This is a genomic window from Geobacillus sp. FSL K6-3411 (assembly GCF_037965715.1).
Lineage (GTDB): Bacteria > Bacillota > Bacilli > Bacillales > Anoxybacillaceae > Geobacillus > Geobacillus thermodenitrificans.
Genome location: NZ_CP150187.1, coordinates 1,361,750 through 1,381,931 on the forward strand (window position 1 = coordinate 1,361,750; position 20,182 = coordinate 1,381,931).

The window sequence follows — 20,182 nt, forward strand, 5'->3', positions numbered from 1 at the left end:
GACACCATATTGACGAAGGGGAGGAAAATGATGGCGCATTCGATTGAACAACTAGCGATTACGACGATTCGAACGCTGTCGATTGACGCGATCGAAAAGGCGAAATCCGGGCATCCGGGCATGCCGATGGGCGCGGCGCCGATGGCGTACACCCTTTGGACGAAATTCATGAATCATAATCCGGCGAATCCAAACTGGTTCAACCGCGACCGGTTTGTCTTGTCAGCTGGGCACGGGTCGATGCTGCTTTACAGCCTGCTTCATTTAAGCGGCTACGACGTATCGATGGACGACTTGAAACAGTTCCGCCAATGGGGAAGCAAAACGCCAGGGCATCCGGAATACGGCCATACGCCGGGAGTGGAAGCGACGACCGGCCCGCTCGGCCAAGGAATTGCGATGGCAGTCGGTATGGCGATGGCTGAGCGGCATTTGGCGGCTACATACAATCGTGACGGGTTTGATATGATTGACCATTATACGTACGCGATTTGCGGCGATGGTGATTTAATGGAAGGAGTAGCGAGCGAAGCTGCATCACTCGCTGGTCATTTGCAGTTGGGCCGCTTGATCGTTCTGTATGATTCGAACGACATTTCCCTGGACGGAGAGCTTAACCTATCGTTCTCGGAAAACGTCGCTCAACGGTTCCAAGCGTACGGTTGGCAATATTTGCGCGTCGAAGATGGCAACAACATCGAGGAAATCGCCAAAGCGCTTGAAGAGGCGCGGGCTGACCTCAACCGGCCGACGCTCATTGAAGTGAAAACGACGATCGGCTACGGCTCGCCGACGAAAGCAGGCACATCGAGTGTTCACGGCGCTCCGCTCGGTGCAGAAGAGGCGAAATTGACAAAAGAAGCGTATCGCTGGACGTTTGCCGAAGATTTCTATGTGCCGGAAGAAGTGTATGCCCATTTCCGGGAAACGGTACAAGAAGTCGGGGCGAAAAAAGAAGCCGAATGGAATGAACGATTGGCCGCTTACGAGCAGGCGTATCCAGAATTGGCCGCCCAGCTGAAGCAGGCGATCGAAGGGAAACTTCCAGACGGTTGGGAAGCTGCGCTGCCGGTGTACGAAGCTGGAAAAAGTTTGGCGACCCGGTCGTCGTCCGGGGAAGTCATCAACGCCATTGCCAAAGCGGTGCCGCAGTTGTTGGGCGGTTCAGCGGACTTGGCAAGCTCGAACAAAACGCTTATTAAAGAAGGCGGCAATTTCTTGCCGGGCAGCTATGAAGGGCGCAACATTTGGTTTGGTGTGCGCGAATTTGCCATGGGAGCGGCGTTAAACGGCATGGCGCTCCATGGTGGGGTGAAAGTATTTGGTGGCACGTTCTTCGTGTTCTCCGACTATTTGCGTCCGGCGATTCGATTAGCAGCGCTCATGGGGCTGCCGGTTACCTATGTTTTGACGCATGACAGCGTTGCTGTCGGTGAAGACGGCCCGACGCACGAGCCGATTGAACAGCTCGCTTCCTTAAGAGCGATGCCGAATTTGTCAGTCATCCGACCGGCTGACGCGAACGAAACGGCGGCGGCATGGCGTCTGGCGGTTGAATCGACGGACAAGCCGACCGCGCTCGTTCTGACGCGTCAAAACATACCGACGTTGCCGACAACGGCTGATTTGGCATATGAAGGCGTGAAAAAAGGTGCGTACGTCGTCTCGCCGGCGAAAAACGGTGCTCCGGAGGCGCTGCTTTTGGCAACCGGTTCGGAAGTCAGCTTGGCGGTGCAAGCACAAGAAGCGCTCGCTGCCGAAGGGATTCACGTCTCGGTCGTCAGCATGCCATCGTGGGATCGCTTTGAAGCGCAGCCAAAAGCGTACCGTGATGAAGTGATTCCGCCGGCGGTGACGAAGCGGCTGGCCATTGAAATGGGCGCCTCGCTCGGTTGGGAACGCTATGTTGGTGCGGATGGCGACATTTTAGCCATCGATCGGTTTGGCGCCTCCGCTCCGGGAGAAAAAATTATGGCGGAATACGGCTTTACCGTCGATAACGTCGTTCATCGCGTGAAAGCGTTGCTTGGCAAGTAATTCAATGACCGTGAGAACAGGTTGCCCTTGTGCTGTTGCAAGGGCAACTTTTTTGCCCTATTTGCGGCCGCTGGTCACTATAAACAAAAATCGACAATGTTAGTGAAAAAAATTGCCGTTAATAGACATATTTTTCTCCCCTTCTTTTCTATAATAGAGATAGATGAGATGAAATGGGGGATGGGGCATGGTTCGGTATTGGATTTATTTATTAAATGACGAAGTGGCGGCGCACTATCGCCATCGGACGGAAAAAGTTGTCGAATTGCTTCGGGAACATCAATATGCCAAAGCGCCGTTAAAAACGATTTGCCGCAAACAAGTCGAATTTATTACCGAACGGTTGTCGTTTTCACGTCTTGAGTTAGGCTTAAAGCAATATTTTAGCGGGCATGTCGGCAAAAATTTAGAGCGCAACATGTTCATTTTGCGAAATGACGTCGGTGAGGAAGCGCTGCTTGTCGTGCAAAAGCGCCGCCTGCTCCTTGTTGCTGATAGCGCGTCGCTGGCGGCTGACATCGGACAGGCGCTCGCACAATTAGCGCCGTCGTTTTTGGCGGTTGCTGCTGATTTTGCCGACTACCATTGGTTATCTGCGCCGGCGCAAGGAAGAAAATTCGCGTAACGTGAAGATTTTTGGCGCGAAATATTGTCTAATGGCACATCGTTTAGTACACTGTTAGGGAGACAACAAGAAGGAGGAAAATCGCTGTATGTGGGACACGATTCTCGTTGGTGTACTAGCGCTTATCGCTGGTATGGCGCTCGGGTTTTTCATCGCCCGCAAAACGATGATCAATTATTTGAAAAAAAATCCGCCGATCAATGAACAAATGATTCGCATGATGATGATGCAAATGGGCATGACCCCGTCGCAAAAGAAAATCAACCAAATGATGAAAATGATGAACAACCAGCTGAAATAAACGAAACAGACACTCGATCGAGAGTGTCTTTTTATTTTAGAAAAATGTTCTTTCTAAATTTTCCTAGTTTTGCTACAATGGTATAGCGGTTGTTCATTAGCGAAAATGAAAGGGGGGATGGCCGCATGAGCGTGTTCCGCGATTTGTTTTGGTTTTTTCGCCAAGAGAAAAAGGCGTATATCACCGGTATTCTATTACTCGTGATCGTTGCCTTTTTGGAAACGATCCCGCCGAAAGTGATCGGTATTTTAGTTGACCATATGAAAAACGGCACGATGACGAAAGAGGTGCTCATTCGTTGGATGGTTGCCCTTGCTGCCATCGCGGGGGCGCTCTATGTGCTCCGCTACGTTTGGCGTATTTGCATTTTCGGATCAGCCGTCAAGCTTGCCCGCCAGCTGCGCAACGAGCTGTACGCCCATTTTACGAAAATGGCGCCGTCGTTTTACCAGCGGAAGCGGATCGGTGATTTGATGGCCCATGCGACCAATGATTTGCAGGCGATTCAGCAAACGGCCGGAAGCGGCATTTTAACGCTTGTTGATTCGTTGACGCTCGGCGGGGTTGTGCTGGCGACGATGGCGTTTTCGATCAGCTGGAAGCTGACGTTGATCAGCCTGCTGCCGCTGCCGGTGATGGCTATAGCGACAAGCCGCTATGGAACGATGCTTCACCGGCGATTTTTAACAGCGCAAGAAGCGTTTTCGGCGCTAAATGATAAAGTGCAAGAAAGCATGAGCGGCGTCCGCGTCATCAAAGCGTTCGGCTATGAAGAAAAGGATGTCGAAGCGTTCCGCCGCCAATCGGAAGACGTCGTAGCGAAGAACATTGCGGTTGCTAAAGTGGATGCGCTCTTTGATCCGACGATCGGGTTGCTTGTTGGGCTGTCGTTTTTCCTCTCCGTTGCGTTCGGCAGTCAGATGGTCATTGCCGGCGAGTTGACAATCGGAGAGCTCGTGTCGTTTACGACGTATCTTGGCTTGCTCATTTGGCCAATGCTGGCGTTTGGCTGGCTGTTTAACATTGTCGAGCGCGGGCGCGCTTCATACGACCGCGTGCGGGCGCTGCTTGCCGAAGACGATGAAATCAAGGAAATGCCAGGCGCGCTTGCCGTTCCGCCGCAAGGGAGCATCGAGTATGATATCCGCCGGTTTGTCTATCCGGGCGAGACAAAACCGGCGCTTGTCGATGTTCGTTTCCGGCTTGAACGCGGGGCGACGCTCGGTGTCGTCGGCAAAACTGGATCCGGGAAAACGACGCTGCTGCGCCTATTGTTGCGCGAGTTTGACAACTATGATGGTGACATTCGCTTCGATAACCATGACATTCGACACTATACGCTTTCTGCCTTGCGGATGGCGATCGGCTATGTGCCGCAAGACCATTTCCTTTTTTCCGCCTCTGTCCGCGACAATATCGCTTTTGCTAAGCCGGAGGCGAATGAGAAGGAAATTGTCAAAGCAGCAAAGCTGGCTGACATTCATGATGACATTCTCCAATTTCCGGACGGTTATGAGACGGTCATCGGTGAGCGCGGCGTCTCGCTGTCAGGGGGGCAAAAACAACGGCTGTCGATCGCCCGCGCCTTGCTCATGGAACCAGAGCTGCTCATTTTAGATGATGCGTTGTCGGCGGTCGATGCAAAAACAGAGGAACGGATTTTAACGACGCTGAAGCGCGAGAGGCGTGGGAAAACGACGATTATTGCCGCTCATCGTTTAAGTGCGGTCGAACATGCTGATTGGATTCTTGTCCTTGATGGCGGCCGCGTCATACAAGCGGGGACGCACGAAGACTTGATGGCTGAAGACGGCTGGTATCGTGAAATGTATCGGCGCCAACAGCTTGAGGAGCTTATGGAATGACATGGATAGGAGGGAGCGTATGAACGAACAAATATTGACGTCCAAAGAGCAACGGCGCATCTTGTGGCGGTTGCTCGCTTATATGGGGCGATACAAAAAAGAAGCTGTGCTCGCTTTTGCGCTCCTTCTATTGGCGACCGCGGGGGAGTTGGCCGGCCCGTATTTAGTGAAAGTGTTTATCGACGACTATTTGATGCCGAATCATCTCGCTCCGGGCCCGGTGGCGGCGCTAGCTGCCGCCTATATCGGCGTGCTCGTCGGAAAAACGATCATCGGGTATTTCCAGCTGATCGGGTTTCAGAGGCTCGCTTTATATATTATCCAAGCGTTGCGGATGGACGTCTTTTCCAAGGTACACCGGCTCGGGATGAGCTACTTTGACCGGACGCCGGGCGGAAGCATTGTCTCGCGGGTGACGAATGATACGGAAGCGATCAAAGACATGTTTATCAGCGTTTTAGCGGTGTTTGTGCAAAACGGTCTGTTTGTCATCGGCGTTTATATTGCTATGTTTTCACTCAACGCTCAGCTTGCGCTGTTTTGCCTGTTCATTATTCCGGCCATCGGATTGATTATGAAAACATACCGCCGTTACAGTTCGGTATTTTACCAACAGATGCGTGAACGGCTGAGCGAGCTGAACGCCAAATTGAATGAATCGTTGCAAGGGATGGCCATCATACAAGCATTCCGCCAACAGCATCGCTTATACCAAGAGTTTGCCGCCGTGAATGAGGCGCATTACGAAGCGGGAATGAAAAACATTCGGCTTGACGGGCTGTTGCTCCGGCCGGCGCTCGATGTAGTCTATCTATTGTCGATCATGGCCGTGCTCAGCTTTTTCGGTATCTCGGCGCTTGAGAGTCCGGTCGAGATCGGAGTGCTGTACGCATTTGTCAACTATTTGGAACGTTTTTTTGAACCGGTGACGCAAATGATGATGCGGTTGTCGCTCTATCAGCAAGCGATCGTTTCCGCTTCCCGTGTCTTTGCGCTCCTTGACCATGATGAAGAGGCGCCGTTCAATCCGGAACAAGCACCGTATACGATTGAGCGCGGAGAAATTGAGTTCCGCGATGTCAGTTTTTCATATGACGGCAAGCGTGATGTGCTAAAACGGTTGTCATTTACCATCCGTCCGGGGCAGACGGTGGCGTTTGTCGGCCATACGGGCAGCGGTAAAAGCTCCATCATCAACTTGCTAATGCGGTTTTATGAATTTGATCGCGGCGACATTTTGCTTGACGGCCGGTCGATCCGCGATTATTCGCGCGCCGAGCTGCGGCGATGTTTCGGTCTCGTTTTGCAAGATCCGTTCTTGTTTTACGGAACAGTGAAAGAGAACATTCGCATGTATAACGAGCAATTAAGTGACGAGGAGATTGAGACTGCCGCTCGCCTCGTGCAGGCGGACGCGTTCATCCAACAGCTGCCCGGCGGCTATGACCATCTGCTCGCTGAGCGGGGAGCCACGTTATCGAGCGGGCAGCGCCAGCTTCTTTCGTTCGCTCGCACCATTGCTGCCAAACCGAAAATATTAGTTCTTGATGAGGCAACCGCCCATATTGACACCGAAACGGAGGAGGCTATTCAAACGGCGCTCACGCAAATGCGAAAAGGGCGAACGACGATCGCTATTGCCCATCGTCTGTCGACGATTCAAGACGCCGACCAAATTTTTGTCCTCCACCGCGGTGAAATTGTGGAGCGTGGTACACATCAACAGCTGTTGGCACAAAAAGGGCTATACTACCAAATGTACTTATTGCAAAATGGGTTAGTCGACGCTCATGCATAAAGAAAAAAGCGCCTTTTCTCGCTTAGCGGGAGGCGCTTTGTTTTTGTTGTTTCCCTTGTTCACGCTGATAGGCGTTCAGCAGCGTATCGAGCTCTCTGCTCACTTTCATCGCTGCTGCGGAGTTTAATCCAGTCTTCGCTACGGTGTCGACAAGTTCCATTCGTTTCTGTTCAATCAAGATTAAAAGATTACGTTTCGGCACGAATAAACCGTCCTTTTCATCAATGTGGTGTATAGTATTTTATACTATTTTACCAATGAATGCAAAAATGGAAAATAGAAAAATTGACCAATGAAAACGAGAAATACGTTACGGAAAAGCGGATTTTTGCTAAAATAAAAGTAAAAAATGAGGCAGGGGCTGATTTAGTGATGAATGATTTAAATATATTTTTAGCGTTTGGCGCCGGATTTTTGTCGTTTATTTCTCCGTGCTGTCTCCCTCTTTACCCGGCGTTTTTGTCCTATATTACCGGGGTGTCGGTCAGTGAGTTGAAAGAGGAAAATGCGATGATGAATCGTCGCAGCTTATGGCATACGCTCTGTTTTTTGCTCGGTTTTTCACTCATTTTTATTTCGCTCGGTTTCGGCACATCGTTTCTCGGCCGATTGTTTGCTGACTATCAAGATGTGATCCGTCAAATCGGCGCGATTGTGATCGTCGCTTTTGGCCTTGTCGTCGCCGGGCTGTGGAAGCCGGCATTTCTATTAAAAGACCGACGCATTTCGTTCCGTGAACGGCCGTCAGGTTATGCTGGTTCGGTGCTGATTGGGATGGCGTTTGCTGCCGGTTGGACGCCGTGCATGGGGCCGATTTTAGTGGCGGTTATCGCCTTGGCGGCAGCCAATCCGGGTTCAGGGATGATGTACATGCTCGCTTATACGCTCGGTTTTGCTGTTCCGTTTTTCATTCTGTCGTTTTTTATCGGCAAACTGCAATGGATTCGGCGCCATAGTGCATCCATTATGAAAGCAGGCGGATATGTCATGATGGCGATGGGGGTCGTCCTTTATTTTGACTGGATGACGAAGATCATTGCCTATACCACAAGCATATTTGGTGGATTTACCGGCTTTTAGCGCAGCTGAAGCCGCCTTTTGTGCTGCCGGAATAGAAAACCGTTCAGGGGGACGTTGGAAAGATGGCTGCCATTTTGGTTGTCGATGATGCGAATTTTATGAGGGTGACGTTAGCGCGCATATTGCAAAAAGCGAACCATACCGTAGCCGGTGAGGCGAAAAACGGTAAAGAGGCGGTCGAACTGTATCGCCGGCTGCATCCGGAACTGGTCATCATGGATATTACCATGCCAGTCATGAACGGAATCGAAGCTGTACGGGCGATCAAGGAAATCGATCCAGGGGCGAAAATCATTATTTGTTCGGCGTTAGGGCAGCAGCGCATGATCGTTGAGGCGATTGAAGCTGGCGCTGCTGACTTTATTGTCAAGCCGTTTGAAGAAAGCGATGTGCTCGAGGCGGTAGCACGCCTTTTATAGACGGCTGTCGGCGTAAGGGGGAGACCATAGATCGAAAGTTCACTTTTGTTCTTTCCTTACCGATAGGAGGAGGGAGCAAGAACTTCCCGGCGCAGCTGGAGCGTTTGAAGAGGCGGTAGGCAACCAGAGCAGTTTTTGCTATAATAACAGTATTGTCCGTGAATTTTATGTGAAGAAGGTGATGGCTTTGTTGGCGCTTATTACATCGCTCATCGCCGTTGTGATGACTTTGTTCGTCTTTTTTGTGCGCATGAAAGCGGCAGAAAAGCCGACGAACGCCAAAAAAATCATTTTACCGCCGTTGTTTATGAGCACAGGGGCGCTCATGTTCATCGATCCGGTTTTTCGTGTTACGCGTGGGGAACTCATCGAAGCGGTTGTTCTCGGTTTGTTTTTCTCGCTGTTTCTCATTAAAACATCGAAATTTGAAATCCGCGGCCATGATATTTACTTAAAACGTTCGAAAGCGTTTGTTTGGATTTTGCTCAGTTTGATCGTCATTCGCTTTGGCTTAAAGACGTATTTGGGACGGACGATCGATTATGGCCAACTAAGCGGCATGTTTTATTTGCTCGCGTTTTCCATGATTGTCCCATGGCGGATCGCCATGTATGTGTCGTATAAAAAACTGGCCGCGCAGCTGAAGCCGCCGATGCTCACCTGATCTTCTCCTTCACTTGTGTCTACGGCGTCAAAACGAGAGGGTTCCGGTCGAGGGAAGAGGAGATAGAAGATAAAGAAAAAGCAACGCGATACCCCTTTTTTCATACAAATCGGACAACTTCGCGGTCTTGTACTTTGTTTTTCGCTGGAGGGCAAACGACCTTTTTGGTCAGCCCTCTTATTTTTTGCCGTCTAGCGTTCTTTTTGCCGAAGATTGTGCGGCCAAACAGGCGAAAGCCGCTGACATCCGACTGAAAGTGCGGAACGGTCAGCGGCTTTCTAATAAATGTTGATACGGAGCGAGATCGATGTTTTTCGCCTGCAATGTGCGAATTAAAAACTTATGGTCGCGTTTTGGCGTAGCGATAATATAACCGCGGATGAGCAAATCGCGCGTAATGCGGGGGGCTTGTTCCTTCAGGGCAAGCTCGCCAATTTTGCCGGCGATCTTTTGCCGTGCGACATCGCGGAACAGTTCCGGTACCGGGCGTACGAGTTCCTCAAGCAATGCCCTTTCTTCTTCTCCCCATAAATGACGTGTCTGTTCGATGTAATACTCCTGCCAGTCAAGCTCCGATTTTCCGTCTTCTTTCGGCAGCCGTTTTAAAAACTTACGGAACATAAAAAAGCCGCCAATCGACATCATGACGAGCAAAAAGACGACCCAAAACAAAATAAACCAAAGAAACCATCCGGTCAGCACGATGCCCACCTCAACGATCATCGGTAGTTTGTGCCGCCCAGCCTTCTCAAGCAGCTAGGCGGTTCATACAAGGTTCGTCTATTATTATGTCGAAAAGCGCACAGTTTGGCAAGTTTCAAGACGCAACTCTTGGAGCCTAAAAAACGGGGGGAAAACAGCCATTTTGACCTGTCATCAATTGTCACGCAACTGTAATGCAACTGTAAAAAATCTTGTCCCATCTTAGAATATCAAGCGCTTGAGCGATGGCAGACAGCGTCAATGGAAATGATAGACAGTGACCTTCCTTTTGCCCCCTGTTAATCTAGTAGACAAAGGAAGCAGGCTGAAACATCGCAATCAGGAGGGATGGAAGGAATGAAAAAAACGATTGTCGCTCTTGCTGCTGCCTGCTGCATGGCGTTCGGCTGGCAGGCGTCGTCAACAGAAGCAGCCAGTTCGTATACATACTATCAAGTGAAAAAAGGCGATACCTTATGGAAGATCGCCAAACAATATCACACAACTGTTGCAAAGCTAAAGTCGCTAAATAAGTTAAAAAGCGACATGGTTCATATTGGCAAGAAACTGAAAGTGCCGACTGTGGCGAAAACGACAACTAAAGCGTCTGCGAACAAAAAAGCGATTTCGTTAAGCGCCGTCGACCGGAAGCTGCTCGCCCAGCTTGTGCAGGCGGAAACGGGTTCGAGCGAGCCGTTTGCCGGCAAAGTGGAAGTAGCGCTCGTCATTTTTAACCGTGTTAAACATAAGGAGTTTCCGAATACGGTGCGCGGCGTCATTTATCAAAAAACAAAATCCGGCTATGCGTTTGCACCGGTCAAAACGGGAAAATTGACTCGCATTCAGCCGACGAAGAAAGATTACGAGGCGGTGGACAAGGCGCTTGCCCTCTTCCCAAACGACCGCCGCGGCTCGCTTTACTTCTATAATCCGAAAATCACGAAAGACAAATGGATGCTGTCGCGTCCGGTGACGATTCGCATCGGGAATCATGCCTTTGCAAAGTAACGGGGCCAACGAGGCCTCGTTTTTTTTGGATGTGTTGCTGTTGCCGAGCGGTTTTCCCACCAAATTGGCAGGAGTTTTCGGCCGCTGCTGCGAATGTGTTTAGCAAGGGGGGAGCGGCCGTGAAGAGAGTGGATCTTGTTTATGAAACGCTGCGAGAGTGGGAGCGAAGCGGAAAGCGGTGGGTGAGTGCCGAGGAACTGGCCAGTGTCCTTGGGCTTGACCGAGCCAACGTCAGTCGCGATTTAAACCGCCTTTGGCGGGAAGGAAAAGTGCAAAAGCAAACCGGGAGGCCGGTTCGATTTGCGTTGGCGTGCGGCTCGACCGCCGAGACGCGCCTCGATCGGATTGCCAAGCAGCAGCCGAGCTTGGCGGCCGCTGTTGAACAAGGGAAGGCTGCCGTCTTATATCCGCCCAAGGGGCTGCCGATGTTGATTGTTGGAGAGACGGGAACTGGGAAGTCGATGTTCGCTGAGCTGCTTCACGAATTTGCCGTTGCGGTTGGCCGTTTTCCGCGGTCCGCCCCGTTTGTGACGTTTAACTGAGCTGATTATGCCAACAACCCGCAGTTGCTGCTTGGGCAGTTGTTTGGCATCCGCAAAGGGGCCTATACGGGGGCGAATGAGCAAAAAGGGCTGATTGAAAAGGCAGACGGCGGCGTTTTGTTCTTAGATGAGGTGCATCGTCTGCCGGCGGAAGGGCAGGAAATGTTGTTTACGTTTATTGACCGCGGCGTTTACCGTCGGCTTGGCGAGACGGATGTGGAGAGAACGGCTAATGTGCTGCTGATTTGCGCAACAACAGAAGATCCGGAATCGAATTTGTTGAAAACGTTCCGGCGCCGCATTCCCATGCATATTTTGTTGCCGCCGCTTGAGAAGCGGACGCTTGATGAACGCTGCCGGCTTGTAATGCAGTTTTTTCAGGAAGAGGCGGTGCGGCTCGGGAAGGAAATTTGTGTCTCCGCTAATGCCATCCGTGCTTTTTTGTTTTATGCGTGTCCGAACAACGTCGGGCAGCTGAAGGCGGATATTCAGCTCGTTTGTGCCAAAGCATACGCCGATTATGTCACTGGAAAGAAACAAGCGGTGAGCGTCCATCGCGCGGATCTGCCCCTTCAAGTGCAAACCGGACTTTTGCTTGAGAAAAAACATCCGCGCTCCGCTTCCTATTCGCTGCCGCATCGATGGTATGCTTTCTCGCCGCATGGGGGCGAAGCGGATGTTGGCGGCGGACCAGTCGAATCTGAGTCGGTTTACGGCGCCATTGAGCGCAAATACGGCGAACTAAAAGAGCGGGGCATCGCCGGCGATGAGCTCGATTTATTGTTGGAAATGGACATTAAGCATTATTTCTCGCAATACATGAAAGGGGTGGATCGGCGCATCCGCAATCGCCGCGACCTCGAGAAAATGGTCACTCCGGATGTCCTAGCATTAACGGAAGCCATGGTCGTCTATGTGGAGAAGAAACTCGGGCGACGCCTTGCCAAGAAGGTGACGTATGCGCTTGCTTTGCATATTCAAACCGCAATCAATCGCCTGCGGGCCGGGACAATTGTTTCCCATCCAAAGCTGAATGAGGTTCGAGCGGCCTATAAGCATGAATTCGCGGTTGCGCTCGACTGTCTCCATCTGATGGAAGAGAAGATGCACATTGATCTCCCGATTGATGAGGCGGGGTTTTTGACGATGTTTTTTGCGCTCCATGAGGAACGTACTGAAGAGCGCGAGGAACGGGTGGCGGTCGTTGTGGTTATGCATGGCAACGGCGTTGCTTCGGCGATGGCCGATGTCGTAAATCAGTTGTTGACCGCTGCGTGTGTGTATGCGGTCGATATGCCGCTTGATGCCGACCCGAAACATATTTATGAACAGGTGAAAGCGGTATTGCAGCCTGTCGTATCGCAAAAAGGGGTGTTGTTGCTTGTTGACATGGGCTCGCTTGTATCATTTGCTAGCTTTTTGGAAAAGGAGCTCGCCGTTCCGGTAAAAGTAGTTTCTGCCGCCAGTACGCCGCATGTGCTCGAAGCAGCCCGCAAAGCGATGCTCGGCTATGCGCTCAATGACATCTACGAAGAAGTGAAAGCAGCGGCGCCGTTTTACGTCCGCGAACCGCTTTGGGAAGAGGAAACAGCGGATCAGGACATGCTGGCGATCGTTACTGCTTGTTTTACTGGAAAAGGAAGCGCATTGGCACTAAAACATATATTGGAAACGTATTTACAGCTAGATGAACACATGTGGCGCATCATCCCGATTCAAATGGCGGATGTCAAAGAAGCGCGCCAAACATTATCGAGTATCGCGAAACACTTTCGCATCGTCTGTGTTGTCAGTCATATTTGCCTCGATGAGCGAATCCCGCACTTCCCGCTTGAGGAGGTGCTTAGCTTGAGAGCGATGAAAGAAATACAGGCATTAGCTGATGTTGAAGAAATTCATGTGCATATGGCAAGAGAGTTGGCCGGCCACCTTCGCCATCTCTCACCAACGAAGGCCATTCACGCCATTCGCGCTGCGCTGGCAGCGATTGGCCGGGAACTTGGCTTAGATCCGGATGGTCGGGATATGGTGGGGCTTGTGCTCCATCTTTGCTGCTTGCTTGACCGTCTGCTTTCTGGAGAGAAGACGAGCAGTGGCCAAGGGACAGCGATCGAATGCAGGCATGAAGATGAGACGCTTTACAGGGTAGTCAAAGAGGGGCTGTTTCCGCTTGAACAGCGATACGGCGTTTGCATCGGTGAAGATGAACTGTGTCATATCGTTCATTTTTTTCGTTCGCTGCAAGGGAAACAAGACACGTAATGCGTAAGATTTAACGAGATTTGAAAACGCTTCCATTACACAGTTTCCGGCTGTTGACACACAACTGTTCCATCCGCTTCACTGCTGCTTTTTTCGACGTTGGCATGGAATTTGCTTAAACGATAATGAACGATTGCTAAAAAGGAGGAGAAAGTGATGAACATTTTGCTCATTTGCGCTGCCGGCATGTCAACCAGTTTGCTTGTGACAAAAATGCAAGAGGCGGCAAAAGAAAGAGGAATTGAAGCGAATATTTGGGCCGTCTCCGCGGACGAAGCGAAAAGCCATTTCGACCAGGCGGATGTCGTGCTCATCGGCCCACAAATTCGTTACAAGTTTGCCGCGTTTAAGAAGGAAGGCGAGGCGCGCGGCATCCCGGTCGATGTCATCAACCCGGCTGACTACGGGCGTGTCAACGGCGCCGGCGTGTTGGATTTTGCGCTGCGGTTAAAAAAATAAACGGGGGGAGAGGCGGATGGATCGGTTTATTCGGGTGTTGGAAGAACACGTGATGCCAGTGGCCGGCAGAATAGCTGAACAGCGCCATTTGCAGGCGATTCGTGACGGGATTATTTTATCGATGCCATTGTTGATCATTGGGTCTTTATTTTTAATCATTGGTTTTTTGCCGATTCCCGGTTATAACGAATGGATGGCGAAATGGTTTGGCGAGCATTGGCTTGATAAGCTGCTGTATCCGGTTGGGGCGACGTTCGATATTATGGCGCTTGTCGTCAGCTTTGGGGTTGCCTACCGGCTAGCGGAAAAGTATAAAGTGGACGCGCTTTCTGCTGGCGCGATTTCGCTGGCTGCCTTTTTGCTGGCAACCCCCTATCAAGTGCCGTTTACACCGGAAGGAGCAAAAGAGACGATCATGGTCAGCGGCGGCATCCCGGTGCAATGGGTCGGCAGCAAAGGCTTGTTTGTCGCCATGATTTTAGCGATCGTATCAACCGAAATTTATCGAAAAATTATCCAAAAAAATATTGTGATTCAGTTGCCGGATGGGGTGCCGCCGGCAGTAGCACGCTCGTTTGTCGCCTTGATTCCGGGAGCGGCCGTTCTTGGCGTCGTTTGGGTAGTCCGTCTTATTTTAGAAGTTACGCCGTTTGAAAGCTTTCATAATATTGTATCGATGCTGCTCAACAAACCGCTAAGCGCGCTCGGCGGCAGCTTGTTCGGGGCGATTGTCGCTGTGCTCCTCGTTCAGCTGCTATGGTCGACCGGGTTGCACGGAGCGGCAATCGTTGGCGGGGTCATGGGACCCATCTGGCTGTCGCTGATGGATGAAAACCGGATGGTGTTCCAGCAAAACCCGAATGCCGAGCTACCGAATATTATTACCGCACAGTTTTTTGATCTTTGGATTTATATTGGCGGCTCAGGGGCGACGCTGGCATTGGCGTTAACGATGATGCTAAGGGCTCGCAGTCGACAGCTGAAAAATTTAGGGAGGCTGGCCATCGCGCCTGGTATTTTCAATATTAATGAACCGATCACGTTTGGCATGCCGATCGTCATGAATCCGCTTCTGATTATTCCATTCATTTTAGTGCCGATTGTGTTGGTCATTGTGTCTTATGTGGCCATGGCGACCGGACTTGTCGCCAAACCGAGCGGGGTGGCGGTGCCGTGGACGACGCCGTTCATTATCAGTGGTTATTTGGCGACAGGAGGCAAAATTTCCGGCAGCATTTTGCAAATCGTGAACTTTTTCATTGCCTTTGCCATTTATTATCCATTTTTGATGATCTGGGATAAACAAAAAGCGGCTGAAGAGCAAGCCGATGCGACGATATCCGGCGGAGCTGGAACGACTCATTCGATGTAAAGGAGATGGAGCGAGATGCCGCGCTATTGCATTGTCAATGCCGATGACTTTGGCTACTCGAAAGGGGTCAACTACGGGATTTTGGAAGCGTTTCAACACGGTGTCGTTACATCGGCGACTTTGATGACTAACATGCCAGCGGCAGAGCACGCCGCCCGACTGGCGAAAGATCATCCGGAGCTTGGCGTCGGTATTCATTTCGTGCTGACGTGCGGCCGTCCGTTGACTGATGTTCCAACCCTTGTGAACGAACACGGGGAGTTTCCACGGCGTGGGGAGGCGCTTGACAGTGCCGAACGCAGCGACATCGAGCGGGAGCTTCGCGCCCAATTGGAGCGGTTTTTCTCGTTTGGGCTCACCCCGACGCATATGGACAGCCACCATCACGTCCATGAGCATCCAAACGTGTTTCCGGTGATCGAGCAGCTGGCTGAATGCTATCGGTTGCCGATCCGCCCGGTACGAACCGCGCGGCCGCACCGGCTGGCCACCGTCGATGTCTTTTTTCCGGATTTCTACGGCGATGGGTTGACGAAAGACCGCTTTTTAGCCCTGATCGACCGGATTGACGATGGCCAGACGGCGGAAGTGATGTGCCACCCAGCGTACATCGATGTTCCGCTTGCGCAAGGAAGTTCCTATTGCCAGCAACGGGTTGAAGAGTTGGCTGTGCTGACCGACCCGGCGCTCGTTGAGGAGCTCGCAAAGCGTGGCGTTCAGCTGATTACGTACCGTGAATTTTACAAATTATAGGAGAGGGGCTTATGCAGACACAAGAACAGACGATCTTTCAACTCATTCTTCACGGCGGCAATGGCCGCAGCTATGCCATGGAGGCGATCGCTGCCGCGAAACAAGGGGAATTTGCCGAGGCGCACCGGCTGCTTGAGCGGGCTGGGGCGGAGCTGCAAGCCGCCCATGAGCTGCAAACCGCGCTGTTGCAGCAAGAGGCTGGGGGGCAATCGACTGTTGTGACGCTGCTTATGGTGCATGCCCAAGACCATTTGATGACAGCGATGACAGTGAAAGAGCTAGCATCTGAATTCATCGAACTGTATGAACGAATCACTCCGTAAAGACAACCTTCACCGGAGGACGAGTAAGAGGGGAGGTAATGAGTAAACCATAAAATAATTATGTAAATTTATCAGTTCAAATCGAGAAACCCGGCTTTCAAGCAGGGATGGAAGCAAAGTGTGCTCCAACGCGCGAATGTGGTCTTTCGTTTCATTGCGGTGTGTAACATATGCCCCAAAGAGGGAGGAGCGGCGCTCAAGATCAAGAAGAAGCGCTAAGCGCCGCTCTGAGGCGTCTACATGTCATGGCTTGTGTTATGCTTTTGCCGGGTATGATTGCGGTTTTTCACTTTTTTCGAGCCGTCAAGCGGTTCCGGCTGCCCGGGATTGTCACCTTTTGGCGCGTTTTTGCGCATGTCTTTGCTGTCGTTTTTATTCGTCATTGCCTTGTCCCTCCTTTTGTTGATTATCATGCCGACGATGGTTGCCGCTTATTCGGTGTATAATTTGCCGGCCGTTTGAAACGATAAGTAATGAATAATGGGCATGATCGCAAAGGAGGAACGAGCCATGGTGTATCATAAAGCGAAGCAAGACGCGTTTCAGGCGGCGCAAAAAGCGACGATGGAGGCTAAAGAATGGCACGATCATTTAGTGCGTGACCAGGCGGACTACGGCCACCAGTTAGCCCATTTGCGGCAAGAAGTGAATGAGGCGTTTGCACAAATTGAAAACGCGCTCGAGGTCGCTTCAGAAAAGCAGCGTGTTCAGCTAGAGAAATTTCGCAACGATTTGCAAGGAATTGTGGCAGAAATCAATCAAGACGAGTAAGGGAATGTCGGCGGCGGACATTCCCTTTTCTGATGGCTATGGCAAGCCGGGATGGCGGAACGGCCGCCACGCTATTGGTTCTTTTTTCTTTTTTTGTTGTTTTGACGCTGGGCTTCTGTCAGCGGTTCATTGGAGAATTCTTCGTTGTATCCGGCGCCCATCCCTTGTGCTTTGGCGGCGTTCATACCGGGGATGACATGATTCGCTTTCCGCTTCGCCATTTGTTTCACCTCCGTTTCTAGTTTGTGACGAAACGGGCGCCTTATTCTTTTTTCGACCGCTGTTAGAAATGAAAATGGCGAAATGATGGAAATCATTATTTACAACTTGTCCTGTTATATAATAAGATAAAAGCGTGCCGAACTTTATGGGGATTGGGAGAATTCATGCTATTTTTTCGACTTTTGCGCGAAAAAATAGTATAGTATTATTGTGAAGTGAAGGGGGTTATACATATGGCGAAACATGATGTATTTAACGCCCGTTCTTCATTCGAAGTAAACGGTAAAAAGTACAACTATTACCGTTTGCAAGCGCTTGAAGAAGCGGGAATCGGTCGGGTAAGCCGCCTGCCGTACTCGATCAAAGTATTGCTTGAATCGGTGCTCCGCCAAGTTGACGGCCGCGTGATTACGAAAGAACACGTGGAGAACTTGGCGAAATGGGGAACGCCGGAAATGAAAGACATTGACGTGCCGTTTAAACCGTCGCGCGTCATTTTGCAAGACTTCACCGGCGTGCCGGCCGTCGTCGATTTGGCGTCCATGCGCAAAGCGATGGCGGATTTGGGCGGCGATCCGTACGAAATTAATCCGGAAATTCCAGTCGATCTCGTCATCGACCACTCGGTGCAAGTTGACCGCTACGGATCGGACGATGCGCTTGAGTACAACATGGACTTGGAATTCCAACGGAACGCTGAACGGTACAAGTTTTTGAAATGGGCGCAAAAAGCGTTTGACAACTACCGTGCCGTTCCGCCGGCGACCGGGATTGTCCACCAAGTGAACTTGGAATATTTGGCCAGTGTCGTTCATGCGGTCGAAGGAGAAAACGGCGAATACGAAGCGTTCCCGGATACGCTTGTCGGTACGGACTCGCATACGACGATGATCAACGGCATCGGCGTCCTCGGTTGGGGGGTTGGCGGAATTGAAGCGGAAGCAGGCATGCTCGGCCAACCGTCATACTTCCCGGTTCCAGAAGTGGTCGGAGTCCGTTTGACGGGCAAGCTGCCGGACGGCTCAACGGCTACTGACTTGGCACTGAAAGTAACGCAAGTGCTGCGGAAAAAAGGCGTTGTCGGCAAATTCGTCGAATTCTTCGGTCCAGGGGTGGCGACCTTGCCGTTGGCTGACCGGGCGACGATCGCCAATATGGCGCCGGAGTACGGAGCAACGTGCGGTTTCTTCCCGGTTGACGCCGAAGCGCTCGACTATTTGCGCTTGACCGGCCGTGATGAACATCATATTCAAGTCGTTGAAGCGTACTGCAAAGCAAACGGCTTGTTCTACACGCCGGATGCACCGGAACCGACGTTTACGGACGTCGTCGAAATCAACTTGTCGGAAATCGAAACGAACTTGTCCGGCCCGAAACGGCCACAAGATTTAATCCCGCTCTCGAAAATGAAACAATCGTTCCGCGAAGCGGTAAAAGCGCCGCAAGGCAACCAAGGCTTCGGTCTGACGGAAGCGGATTTGGAACGGGAAATTACGGTGACGTTAAACGGCGAACAAGTGAGCATGAAAACGGGTGCCGTCGTCATCGCAGCGATCACAAGCTGTACGAACACATCGAACCCATACGTGCTTGTCGCCGCAGGTTTAGTGGCGAAAAAAGCGGTGGAAAAAGGCTTGCAAGTACCGAAGTATGTCAAAACGTCGCTGGCACCGGGATCGAAAGTTGTCACCGGCTATTTGCGCGATTCGGGCTTGCTCCCGTATCTCCAACAGCTCGGGTTCAACGTTGTCGGTTACGGCTGCACGACATGTATCGGCAACTCCGGCCCGCTTGCTCCAGAGTTGGAAAAAGCGCTTGCTGAAAGCGATTTGCTTGTGACAAGCGTCCTGTCCGGCAACCGGAACTTTGAAGGCCGCATCCATCCGCTGGTAAAAGGTAACTATTTGGCGTCGCCGCCGCTTGTCGTCGCTTATGCGCTCGCCGGCACGGTCGACATTGATTTGTTGAACGAACCGATCGGTAAAGACAAAGACGGCAACGATGTCTACTTCCGCGACATTTGGCCGTCGATGGAAGAAGTGAAAGAGGTCGTCAAACGGGCGGTCGATCCAGAATTGTTCCGCAAAGAATATGAGCGCGTGTTCGACGGCAATCCGCGTTGGAACGCCATCGAAACGACGGACGAGCCGCTTTATCAATGGGATGAACAGTCGACGTACATCCAAAATCCGCCGTTCTTTGAAGGGTTGTCTCCGGATGTGCGCAAAGTCGAGCCGCTCACTGGCTTGCGCGTCGTTGGCAAGTTCGGCGACTCGGTTACGACTGACCATATTTCACCAGCTGGTTCGATCGGCAAAAGCACGCCGGCAGGCCAATATTTAATCTCGAAAGGCGTCGAGCCGAAAGACTTCAACTCGTACGGTTCGCGGCGCGGTAACCATGAAGTGATGATGCGCGGCACGTTCGCCAACATTCGCATCCGCAACCAAATCGCGCCGGGTACAGAAGGCGGTTATACGACGTACTGGCCGACGGGTGAAGTGATGTCGATTTATGATGCGTGCATGAAATATAAACAAGATGGCACCGGACTTGTCGTCGTTGCCGGCAAAGACTACGGTATGGGTAGTTCGCGTGACTGGGCGGCGAAAGGAACGTTCTTGCTCGGCATCAAGACGGTCATCGCCGAAAGCTTTGAACGCATCCATCGTTCGAACCTCGTCTTGATGGGTGTCTTGCCGCTTCAATTCAAAGAAGGCGAAAACGCAGAAACGCTCGGTTTAACAGGCAAAGAAGTGTTCGAAGTCCAGATTGATGAGAGCGTCAAACCGCGCGATCTTGTCAAAGTGACAGCGACGAACCCAGACACGGGCGAGAAAAAAGAGTTTGAAGTCATTGTCCGCTTTGACAGTGAAGTGGAAATCGATTATTATCGCCATGGCGGCATTTTGCAAATGGTATTGCGCGAAAAATTGGCGAAAGTGAAACAATAATAGCAAAAAGCAGGCTTCCGCACCG

General features: G+C 51.4%; 19 protein-coding genes and 1 pseudogene. 16 read left to right on the forward strand and 4 right to left on the reverse strand.

Annotated elements, in window-relative coordinates; all coding sequences use genetic code 11:
* Positions 1-30: 30 nt before the first annotated feature.
* The 5 genes from tkt to NSQ22_RS06950 all read left to right on the forward strand — a co-directional run bounded on the left by tkt (position 31) and on the right by NSQ22_RS06950 (position 6,626).
* On the forward strand, positions 31-2,037 hold the full coding sequence (tkt, locus tag NSQ22_RS06930) for a transketolase (RefSeq protein WP_008879527.1): 2,007 nt from the start codon (positions 31-33) through the stop codon (positions 2,035-2,037).
* Positions 2,038-2,224: 187 nt separating this feature from the next.
* Positions 2,225-2,662 (forward strand): sporulation inhibitor of replication protein SirA, encoded by a 438-nt coding sequence (sirA, locus tag NSQ22_RS06935; protein WP_008879526.1) that lies wholly within the window; start codon positions 2,225-2,227, stop codon positions 2,660-2,662.
* 88 nt (positions 2,663-2,750) lie between these two features.
* On the forward strand, positions 2,751-2,963 hold the full coding sequence (locus tag NSQ22_RS06940; RefSeq protein WP_008879525.1) for a YneF family protein: 213 nt from the start codon (positions 2,751-2,753) through the stop codon (positions 2,961-2,963).
* A gap of 125 nt (positions 2,964-3,088) precedes the next feature.
* Positions 3,089-4,828 carry an ABC transporter transmembrane domain-containing protein gene (locus tag NSQ22_RS06945; RefSeq protein WP_011887192.1) on the forward strand — a complete coding sequence of 580 codons (1,740 nt, stop codon included), beginning with the start codon at positions 3,089-3,091 and terminating at the stop codon, positions 4,826-4,828.
* A gap of 19 nt (positions 4,829-4,847) precedes the next feature.
* A complete protein-coding gene (locus NSQ22_RS06950; protein WP_081157246.1) occupies positions 4,848-6,626 on the forward strand; it encodes an ABC transporter transmembrane domain-containing protein in 1,779 nt (592 codons plus the stop codon).
* 22 nt (positions 6,627-6,648) lie between these two features.
* Here NSQ22_RS06950 and NSQ22_RS06955 read toward each other — a convergent pair whose 3' ends face one another.
* Positions 6,649-6,828, reverse strand: coding sequence for an aspartyl-phosphate phosphatase Spo0E family protein (locus NSQ22_RS06955; RefSeq protein WP_008879522.1), 180 nt, complete (start codon positions 6,826-6,828; stop codon positions 6,649-6,651).
* Positions 6,829-6,998: 170 nt separating this feature from the next.
* On the opposite strand from NSQ22_RS06955, the gene NSQ22_RS06960 reads away from it, so the two are divergent.
* From NSQ22_RS06960 to NSQ22_RS06970, 3 genes are all read left to right on the forward strand, one after another.
* Positions 6,999-7,706 (forward strand): cytochrome c biogenesis protein CcdA, encoded by a 708-nt coding sequence (locus NSQ22_RS06960; RefSeq protein WP_011887195.1) that lies wholly within the window; start codon positions 6,999-7,001, stop codon positions 7,704-7,706.
* A 62-nt stretch (positions 7,707-7,768) separates the two neighbouring features.
* Positions 7,769-8,125: a response regulator gene (locus NSQ22_RS06965; RefSeq protein ID WP_011887196.1), complete on the forward strand. Its 357-nt coding sequence runs from the start codon at positions 7,769-7,771 to the stop codon at positions 8,123-8,125.
* Positions 8,126-8,315: 190 nt separating this feature from the next.
* Entirely contained in the window at positions 8,316-8,789 is a 474-nt protein-coding gene (locus NSQ22_RS06970; RefSeq protein ID WP_029760510.1) for a cytochrome c biogenesis protein CcdC, read from the forward strand.
* Between the two features lie 267 nt (positions 8,790-9,056).
* Here the strand turns inward: NSQ22_RS06970 and NSQ22_RS06975 are convergent, their stop codons facing one another.
* A complete protein-coding gene (locus tag NSQ22_RS06975; protein WP_008879518.1) occupies positions 9,057-9,491 on the reverse strand; it encodes a DUF2621 domain-containing protein in 435 nt (144 codons plus the stop codon).
* Positions 9,492-9,848: 357 nt separating this feature from the next.
* On the opposite strand from NSQ22_RS06975, the gene NSQ22_RS06980 reads away from it, so the two are divergent.
* The 6 genes and pseudogenes from NSQ22_RS06980 (at position 9,849) to NSQ22_RS07005 (ending at position 16,210) form a co-directional block, all read left to right on the forward strand.
* Positions 9,849-10,499, forward strand: coding sequence for a cell wall hydrolase (locus NSQ22_RS06980; protein ID WP_008879517.1), 651 nt, complete (start codon positions 9,849-9,851; stop codon positions 10,497-10,499).
* Positions 10,500-10,528: 29 nt separating this feature from the next.
* Positions 10,529-13,303 (forward strand): annotated as a pseudogene (locus NSQ22_RS06985) (sigma 54-interacting transcriptional regulator).
* A gap of 156 nt (positions 13,304-13,459) precedes the next feature.
* Positions 13,460-13,762, forward strand: a complete 303-nt coding sequence (locus NSQ22_RS06990) for a PTS sugar transporter subunit IIB (protein ID WP_008879515.1) — start codon at positions 13,460-13,462, stop codon at positions 13,760-13,762.
* Positions 13,763-13,778: 16 nt separating this feature from the next.
* Positions 13,779-15,134, forward strand: a complete 1,356-nt coding sequence (celB, locus tag NSQ22_RS06995; RefSeq protein WP_029760512.1) for a PTS cellobiose transporter subunit IIC — start codon at positions 13,779-13,781, stop codon at positions 15,132-15,134.
* Between the two features lie 15 nt (positions 15,135-15,149).
* A complete protein-coding gene (gene chbG, locus NSQ22_RS07000; protein ID WP_081157247.1) occupies positions 15,150-15,887 on the forward strand; it encodes a chitin disaccharide deacetylase in 738 nt (245 codons plus the stop codon).
* A gap of 11 nt (positions 15,888-15,898) precedes the next feature.
* Entirely contained in the window at positions 15,899-16,210 is a 312-nt protein-coding gene (locus tag NSQ22_RS07005) for a PTS lactose/cellobiose transporter subunit IIA (RefSeq protein WP_008879512.1), read from the forward strand.
* 236 nt (positions 16,211-16,446) lie between these two features.
* Here NSQ22_RS07005 and NSQ22_RS07010 read toward each other — a convergent pair whose 3' ends face one another.
* Complete coding sequence (locus NSQ22_RS07010) at positions 16,447-16,593, reverse strand: small acid-soluble spore protein P (protein ID WP_080320012.1); 147 nt, start codon at positions 16,591-16,593, stop codon at positions 16,447-16,449.
* A gap of 127 nt (positions 16,594-16,720) precedes the next feature.
* On the opposite strand from NSQ22_RS07010, the gene NSQ22_RS07015 reads away from it, so the two are divergent.
* The gene (locus NSQ22_RS07015; RefSeq protein WP_011887203.1) at positions 16,721-16,981 is read left to right on the forward strand and encodes a hypothetical protein; all 261 of its coding nucleotides are present in this window, start codon (positions 16,721-16,723) and stop codon (positions 16,979-16,981) included.
* Between the two features lie 71 nt (positions 16,982-17,052).
* Here NSQ22_RS07015 and sspO read toward each other — a convergent pair whose 3' ends face one another.
* Complete coding sequence (gene sspO, locus NSQ22_RS07020) at positions 17,053-17,202, reverse strand: small acid-soluble spore protein O (protein WP_008879509.1); 150 nt, start codon at positions 17,200-17,202, stop codon at positions 17,053-17,055.
* Between the two features lie 234 nt (positions 17,203-17,436).
* On the opposite strand from sspO, the gene acnA reads away from it, so the two are divergent.
* A complete protein-coding gene (acnA, locus tag NSQ22_RS07025; protein ID WP_008879508.1) occupies positions 17,437-20,157 on the forward strand; it encodes an aconitate hydratase AcnA in 2,721 nt (906 codons plus the stop codon).
* The last annotated feature ends 25 nt before the right edge of the window (positions 20,158-20,182 follow it).